Genomic DNA, 7,733 nt, shown 5'->3' with positions numbered 1-7,733 from the left:
GAGACTGGTTGACGACCATTGGGGATGCTGTGGCCCCGCACACCCCGATATCAACAAATAGGGTACGACCACATCGCGCAAGGAACGGTCTGTCAGCCCTGTCGACTGGATGAGCATGGCCCCCGCGTCATCCGCGCGTCCGGCCAGCACCAAAAGCACGGCGCGCAGTCCATTATCTGAGTCGTCCAGTGCGGTTTTTTCATCCAATGCAGCAAGCTCATCCGCCATGGTCTCAGGTGCCTGGGACTGTTGGGACGCCGCCTCGTGAAGCCGGATGAGCCGCAGCAGATTCGGATCTGCCCGCCAAGCAGCTCGACGTGCAGCGACCACTTGAACACCATTGTCTTTGGAGAGCACGGCTAATTCTTCTGCCATGAGTGCCCGCATGGGTCCGTCGTGGTTCAGCTTTGATAGCGCCTCATGTGCTGCCTCAATGGCTTCCCCTTGGCATTCCGCCCTGCGCAGTGCTTGCACCCAGCGAAGGTAATATGCGCCCTGATCAGTCTCGCTACCGCGTGCCAGGTCTCGCAGACCGTCGACGCCGCCAGCAAGTTCTGCCGCTTCGAGCAGTAGCTCGCGGACTATTGGTGAGTCACGGTCTAAGGAATGCAATACGTTTATCCAGTCAGGAAGAAATTGCTCGAGTTCTGAGAGCTCTGGTCCTCGACTTTGCCGTAGGCTATCAAGGCTGACGTCGGCGTCAAGTTCTGGAAGGACCAACCATTCCTTGGCTAATTCTGCGGCTCGTTCTTCTGCCGGTGTTGTTTCATATACAGCCCGCAGGTAGCATGCCTGCGCTTCGGCGAGGTTGAAACCCACCGTGTAGATTGCAGGCTCAGGCCCACAGAACGTCCCGACGTCGTCGTCTAATGACAATGCGTAAAGCAGTCTTTGCAATGCTGCCCGGGCCAGGCCAACCTGTCCGTTGAGAAATGCTTTATGAGCTTCTGAAAAGAATTCGTCGAATTCTAGCGCCCATGATTCGTCACCAAATGACCGCTCTAGGTAACGTTCATGGTCCCAGCCGAAGCCGTCGAAATACTCGCCAGAAGCTATCCGATCCACAAAAGCGTCAATTTCTTCAAGCAGTGGATGATTATCGACCGGCCATGTCACATTTGGTGATTGCTGCTGATGCGTCTGGTGATTGTGTTCGAAAATAGCAAGGAATGCTGCTCGGTCACTGTTTTGCAGAGTGTGCGCATGCTGCAGGAGTGACTCGCGGATTTCCTCTAGCGACATCTCCAATAAGCGGCGCTCAAGCGCATCAATGAATGTTTGAAGGCTCGGATTTGGGCTATTCACACCGCAGCACCTGACTGGTCATATCACGCATGCATTTGACTGCATTCAACATATTCAATCTCCATCAACAAGGGTGTCGTCATAGTAGCTGGTGGGAGCAGGACGCTACCACCGGAGCCGTCGCAGCATTGTGTCATGCAAAAAGAAAGCACTCGTTGTGGTGCGTCGCGGCACGACGTCAGCAGCTTTGACTTCCTGGAGTTCTTCTTGCAGTTTACGGATCTCGCACTCTGCGTGTTCAAATTGTGCTTGCACACTACTGACTTTCAGGAACACTTTTCTGATTCCTATATCGATGTGCTCGTAGTGGGTATGTAACTGATCAAAGCGCTGATCCATGTGTCGCCTGATCCGGACGAAGCCAACCAACATGACACTGCCCAGTGTGACCAAAACCCCGGCCGCTGCAGTGATGATCGTGATGATTTCAATCGACATCTGTCTTCCTCCATTGAGGTTCTGACCGGTTGTGTGTCACACCTAAGCTACGACATCAACTGCTTTGGTAGAAGAGCATGTTCTCCAGCTGTGGAGAACTCCCGCTATCCACAATCTAGGTCGATCAACACATGAGCAAGGCTAGCTGTCGATCGTCGAGAGTTTGCTCGGCATGTCAGCGCCGAATGCCGCGAGTGAAATACAGGATCGGACCAACGAAGTCCACAGCAATAATAGCGGCCCATTTGCCTTTACTGCCGTTGACTTCGCTGGCATCTCGGCGTGCCAAATCGATCCATGCCGTGCCGGCTAACGCAACTTGGACTGATGCAAGTGCAACGATTGCTGCGCGTTGACCAGAGCTGAAATCCTTCCAGCGCTTTTTCTTCGATACTTTGGTGTTCATAGCTAGTCCTTGTATTTGCCGCAGTATGTTTCAGATGTTATTCGGATGGGATGATATCTTCTAGCTCGGTGAGGAATTCTTCTACTACCGGTCCGTTGGTTTGGGCACCAGCAAAGCCCTCCGAATAGAATAGTGACACCGCTAGATCACCATGTGTTGCCATGAGCCAGGTGTGGGCTAAGTCCTCGCCGTCATCGACATATTCAGCAGTGCCAGTTTTTGCATAGACCGGTGCGCCGGGCACGTTTTGCAGAATCGGTACGGTCCCGTATTCGACCGGTCCTGCCATCAATTCCTGCAGGGTTGCTGCTTCGTCTTCGGTCAGCGGCGCATTACCCGGCAGATGATCGTTGTCGTTGGGTTCCACCGCTGGATCAGTCACCATAATCGGGGTGACGGTTTGTCCTGCCGCAATCGATGCCGCCACGGTTGCCATTCCCAGGGGCGAGGCCTGGACGAGACCTTGACCGAATAGCCCAGCAGCGTACTGAGTTCCTTCAACCTCGGTGGGCACCGTGCCTAGGAAGGCACCGTGATAGCCGACAATTGGGTCCTCGACCAGGCCCAGGGCGACCGCGGCGTCGTGAACGTCGTCGGGACTGAGCTCTTCCCATTGGCTCACGAAGCTGGTGTTACATGATTGGGCTATTGCATCGGCCAGTGTGATTTCACCTAAGTAGTCAGACGGGTAGCCCTCAAAGTTCGAGAATTCGGCACCATCGATGGTGATCGTTTGCGGGCAGTTGACCGTAGACTCCGGTGTCATCCCATTGCGCAACATGGCCAAAGCGGTAATCATTTTGAAGGTCGAACCCGGTGGGTATGCCCCGGTGGTGGCCAAGGGCCAACTGACATCAGCTGGCCCTTCTGCGGCGGCCAGAATATGACCATCGGAGGGGCGGACGACGACCAGTCCGGCGGGGATGTCGGCGTCAGCAATCATGTCCTCGGCCAACTGTTGAACATCCATGTGCAATGTTGTGGTCAACGTTTTGCCGTCCACCACCTCACGACTGTAGGAGACTTCTTGGCCTGTCGCGTCTTCGGACGCCGGTTGGGTGGCTTCGGTGTTATCAATGGTGATGTCCAACCCGTCGCTGCCGGCGAGATGTTCGTTGTACATGCGTTGCAGCCCGGTCAGTCCGGTTGGCACCCCGGCGGTAAATTCGCCGTCCGAGGCTTCGATTTGTTCGGCGTTGGGCTCACCGTAGGTTCCAAACAGTGACCGAGCAAATGTGCGTGACGGCCCCAGCACCATGGTGTCTTCCATGGCCATGGCGCCTTGGATTTCAGCAATATCGTCGATGGGGATTTCGGTCTCGCCATCATCACGGAGCACAATGAATTCGACCCAGGCGCGTTCGCCTGCTGCCAGGGTGCGGTCCACCAACGGTTCCGGGTCCAAGTCTAGGGCTTCGGCTAGTTCGGTGGCCGACTCAGTCAGGGTCTGTTCGATATCGTCGTCGGTGGGTTCAGCATCAGCCGAGGACAGGGCTTCCAGCACATGGGACTTATCGATCCCGATGCGTTGCACCGGGCGGTCCATTACCATGGCGTTATCCTCGCCGTCTCGGATGGTGCCACGTTCTGCGGGGTCGATTTCCACATTCACGTGGCCGTCAGGTGCTAATCCGGGAACCAGAGTGCTGGCCTCCAGCCGGGGTTGCCAGGTTTCAGTAGTCTCATCCCACACCAGGCTGGCCTGGGTTTGATAGCTCCAGTTTTCCGACTCAGCAGCATCTTCGGTCGCATTATCGTCCTCGTCGGCCGCCTCCCCTGGTGTGAGATCCCAGGTGACCGTGTACTGAGCGGTTGCTGTCACCGTGTCATCATCCGTGTCATCCATCTGGGCAGAATCCAAACTCACCGACAGTGGGAAACGCTGCAGCTGGGCCAGGGCGTCTGCGAGCGCGGCCGGGTCTATCGAGTCATCGGTCAGTGACAGGTCGGTGAGTCCACTGAATTCTTCGGATACGAGTTGATCGGCAAATTGCTGGGCTGTGTCGGTTGGGTCGGGCACATTTGGGCCGCAGGCGCTCAATCCCAGTGCTGCAGCGATCAGCACGGCGGTAAGGCTGTAGCGGCGGCGAAATATTCGTGATGATGCGGTTGACTGGGAGTGATGTGCGGTGTGAGTGGAGGACATCATGGTGGGTAGTCTAATGGGCTGAACGCATCCGCTGATGCTCGTGACACAGGCCATATCGGCGGTCTAGCAGTCTTCGGGTTATCCCGAACAAAGACGATGGGAAGCCCTGTCGTTTCACGTATCCGAGCCTTCTAGGCTGACTGCCATGACATTATCGCTGCGGAATCTTTGCACCCCAACCTGAAATGTTTGATCATGCGCTCCCATAAGCTTGCTGCCCGGTATGTAGTCAATGACGTGCGCCGCAATACGCCGGTCACGGTGGCGTTGTTGTTGCTGCTGACGTTGTCCAGTGTGCTGGTGGCCGGCAGTGTGCTGGTGATTGAACGGGTCAATGCTTCGGTAACTCACCTGTTTGATACCGCTCAGCCGCCACATTTTTTGCAACTGCATACCGGTGAGGTCAGTCGCGCAGCCCTGCAGGATTTTGCCTCAGGGCGCGAGGATATCCAAGCCTGGCAGCTACAGCAGATGGTGGGGTTTGCTGGCACCGATCTGCAGGTGCAACGTGGTTCCGGCGCGACGTCCACGGATCTCAGTGGCTCGCTGATTGATCATCTGTTCGTGGCCCAGAATCCAGACTTTGATTATTTATTAGACGACGACGGCGCTATTGCTGAGCCTGCGGTCGGTGAAGTGTATGTTCCTATCGCCCTGGCGGATCAATTCGACATTGTCGCCGGCGACATCATGGCGGTGGATACTGGCACTCAAGTGGAGACGCTAACCGTGGCTGGCACAGTACGAGATGCCCAGATGGGATCGTCGATGGCCTCGGCGGCACGGTTTGTGGTGGCCCCACAGGAGTTGGCCAGCTTGATGACTGCACCGCGTGGGACACCGGAAACCCTGGTTGCCTATCGTTTGACAGCTACCGCTGATGTTGCAGCATTCCAGCAGGCTTATGAGCGTGATCCTCGCCTCCCCACGAATGGTCAGGCGGTGACCGAAGTGATGATCCGCCTGGTGACGGTGATCAGTGAAGGACTCGTGGCCGCCGTTGGCATACTCGCCGGGGGTGTGCTGATTGGCATTGCCTTGTTGAATATGCGGTTTGTCATCAGGTCGAGTCTGCAAGATGAGGGCCATGAGATCGGCACCTTGCGAGCGCTGGGTATCTCACCTGGGGCGATTACACGGTTGTATTTGACCAGATACCTTGCTTTAACCGTGGTGGCCGGTGTCAGCGGCGTCCTCTTAGCATTGACTGGAGCGACACTGGTGGCTGGTGACTCCCAGCAGGCCCCGATCACCGCTGTCACCGTTGTGCTACCTGTGGCCGCGGTGGTATTAGTCAATGGTTTTGTCTTGGGCATTTGTGCGTTAACGCTTCGCCGCAGCCTGAACGTCAAGGTCCTAGATGCACTGCTACATGGCACAACACCACCTCGTACTCAGCGAATGCCAGGCTCAATGTCCCGCTCTGTTCTTGGTTCCGCACGTGGCCGAAGGTTGCATCTGCGATTGGCTCAGCGTATGTTGCGTTCGGAGCTGCGCCACTGGATGATTGTCCCCATCGTTTTTGGGCTCGCCACGGTCATGGTCACCATTCCAGCGCAGCTACTCTCCACCTTCCAAAGCCCTGGCTTCATGCAGTATTTGGGTGCTCCACAAACTGATCTTCGGATCGAAATTCACGACGAAGACGCTTCGGTTGCATCCGAAGTCCACGAGTCCTTGAGGACCAGGCTTGCCGAGGATCCCCGGGTGACAAATGTACAGTCATACGCCCACCAGCGCTTTGACGTCGAATATGAGGGCAGTTGGCAGACGCTCAACGCCCAGCTTGGTGATCATTCCAGTGCCGCCATGGCTTTTGTCGATGGCCAGGCCCCCGGTAGCAATGAGATCGCGTTGTCCACGTTGAACGCCCAGGCACTAGAGGTGACCGTGGGTGATGACCTGCGATTCCAGGACGCCACCGGAATCCGCACCTTGCAGGTCAGTGGGGTGTATCAGGATGTCACAGCCGGTGGGTACACTGCCAAAATACACGACAGCCCCTCCGAAGAGTCTGCTGCACGGTGGAGCGTCTTTATTGATGTCCGTCCCGGTATGGATCCAGGTCATCTTGCCGCAGAATATCGACAAGACTTTGCCACCGCCCAAGTGTTACCCATGACCGACTATGTCGACCAGACACTGGCATATGTCACCGATGGTTTGCGCTCGGCGTCCTGGATCATCTTCATGATTGCTCTTGGCGCCGTCACCTTGATTACGACACTATTTCTGCGATTACAGCTGAGCCGTAACCACACCGAATCAAATACCCTGCGCTTGCTGGGCTTTTCTGCACGACAACTGACACTGCAGACCATGGCCCAACTGGGGCTGATGATCCTGGTTGGTATAGGTAGCGGGCTGGTTCTTGCTGCCACGGCCGGTCAATGGCTGACCTCCCAAGCGTTGGCTGCAGCAAATTTCGGCATTATCGAACTGAGCTTCATCTCCAACCCCGTGCTGATCTATCTCATGTATCCGGGGCTGCTAATCAGCACCAGCCTACTGGGTGCAATCCTTCTGCTGCGAAAGCACTACGCCAACCGTGCTGTTTTTGCTTCACCAGTGGCCTAAGCAAAGGACGCCATGCAACTGACACAACGCACCAAGACCGTAATCCTCCGCACCATCAACCTGACCAAGGAATTTGCGACGACCACTCCCCCAACCCGGGTGCTCAATGGCATCGATCTCACCATCCACTCCGGTGAATTTGTGGCCATCATGGGGCCGTCTGGTTCAGGCAAGTCCACCTTGCTGCATCTATTGAGCGGGCTCGATGACCCTTCCAGCGGACATGTCGAATTCGAACAACATCCACTGCACGATCTCAACGATCGTCAGCGCAGTCGACTGCGATTGCACCGGATGGGTTTTATCTTTCAGCAGCCACATTTTCTCAACAGTCTGACCATCTATGACAACGTGCTACTGCCGGCGTTAAAAGCGGCACCAAATAGCAAGACCGTCCAGCACCGGGTGGATGAGCTGCTAGACCAGTTCTGCATCGATCACATTGCCCACCAGTACGCTTCCCAGGTATCTGGGGGTCAGTTACAACGAGCTGCGCTGTGTCGGGCCTTGGGTACCAAACCGGCCATGCTTTTTGCCGACGAACCCACCGGTGCGTTGAATTCACAGATGACCCAGGACGTTCTTGATGCCCTGGCAGCAGCACACCAGCTGGGAACCACCATCCTGATGGTCACGCATGACCCGGTGTGTGCCGCCCGTGCCGATCGTATTGTGTATCTGCGCGACGGAGGCGTGGTGGATGAACTGATCAGTTCCCACGATGACGCCGCAGCACGGGAAAACGCAGTTCAGACGTGGTTGAGCCACCAAGGCTTTTGAGTGCACTGCGAACTCGTGTCCCGTCGGGGATCGCAAGATGTTGGAGCGCCACAAGATTTCCGGCTCCCAGCCTAAGAC

General features: G+C 56.2%; 6 protein-coding genes. 2 read left to right on the top strand and 4 right to left on the bottom strand.

Annotation, left to right across the window (positions count from 1 at the left end):
* The 4 genes from K8V32_RS02895 to K8V32_RS02880 form a co-directional block, all read right to left on the bottom strand.
* Positions 1–1,305, bottom strand: a 1,305-nt coding sequence (locus K8V32_RS02895) for a hypothetical protein (RefSeq protein WP_303902609.1), incomplete at its 3' end; no start/stop codon positions are given.
* A 105-nt stretch (positions 1,306–1,410) separates the two neighbouring features.
* The gene (locus tag K8V32_RS02890) at positions 1,411–1,743 is read right to left on the bottom strand and encodes a hypothetical protein (protein ID WP_303902605.1); all 333 of its coding nucleotides are present in this window, start codon (positions 1,741–1,743) and stop codon (positions 1,411–1,413) included.
* Between the two features lie 175 nt (positions 1,744–1,918).
* A complete protein-coding gene (locus K8V32_RS02885) occupies positions 1,919–2,149 on the bottom strand; it encodes a hypothetical protein (RefSeq protein ID WP_303902602.1) in 231 nt (76 codons plus the stop codon).
* A 37-nt stretch (positions 2,150–2,186) separates the two neighbouring features.
* Positions 2,187–4,298 (bottom strand): penicillin-binding transpeptidase domain-containing protein, encoded by a 2,112-nt coding sequence (locus tag K8V32_RS02880; protein ID WP_303902598.1) that lies wholly within the window; start codon positions 4,296–4,298, stop codon positions 2,187–2,189.
* A 195-nt stretch (positions 4,299–4,493) separates the two neighbouring features.
* On the opposite strand from K8V32_RS02880, the gene K8V32_RS02875 reads away from it, so the two are divergent.
* Positions 4,494–6,875, top strand: a complete 2,382-nt coding sequence (locus K8V32_RS02875) for an ABC transporter permease (RefSeq protein WP_303902595.1) — start codon at positions 4,494–4,496, stop codon at positions 6,873–6,875.
* A gap of 12 nt (positions 6,876–6,887) precedes the next feature.
* Positions 6,888–7,655 carry an ABC transporter ATP-binding protein gene (locus tag K8V32_RS02870; protein WP_303902592.1) on the top strand — a complete coding sequence of 256 codons (768 nt, stop codon included), beginning with the start codon at positions 6,888–6,890 and terminating at the stop codon, positions 7,653–7,655.
* The last annotated feature ends 78 nt before the right edge of the window (positions 7,656–7,733 follow it).

It is taken from the genome of Enteractinococcus helveticum (assembly GCF_020742345.1).
Classification (GTDB): Bacteria; Actinomycetota; Actinomycetes; order Actinomycetales; family Micrococcaceae; genus Yaniella; species Yaniella helvetica_A.
This window is presented reverse-complemented; position numbering and strand designations above follow the sequence as displayed.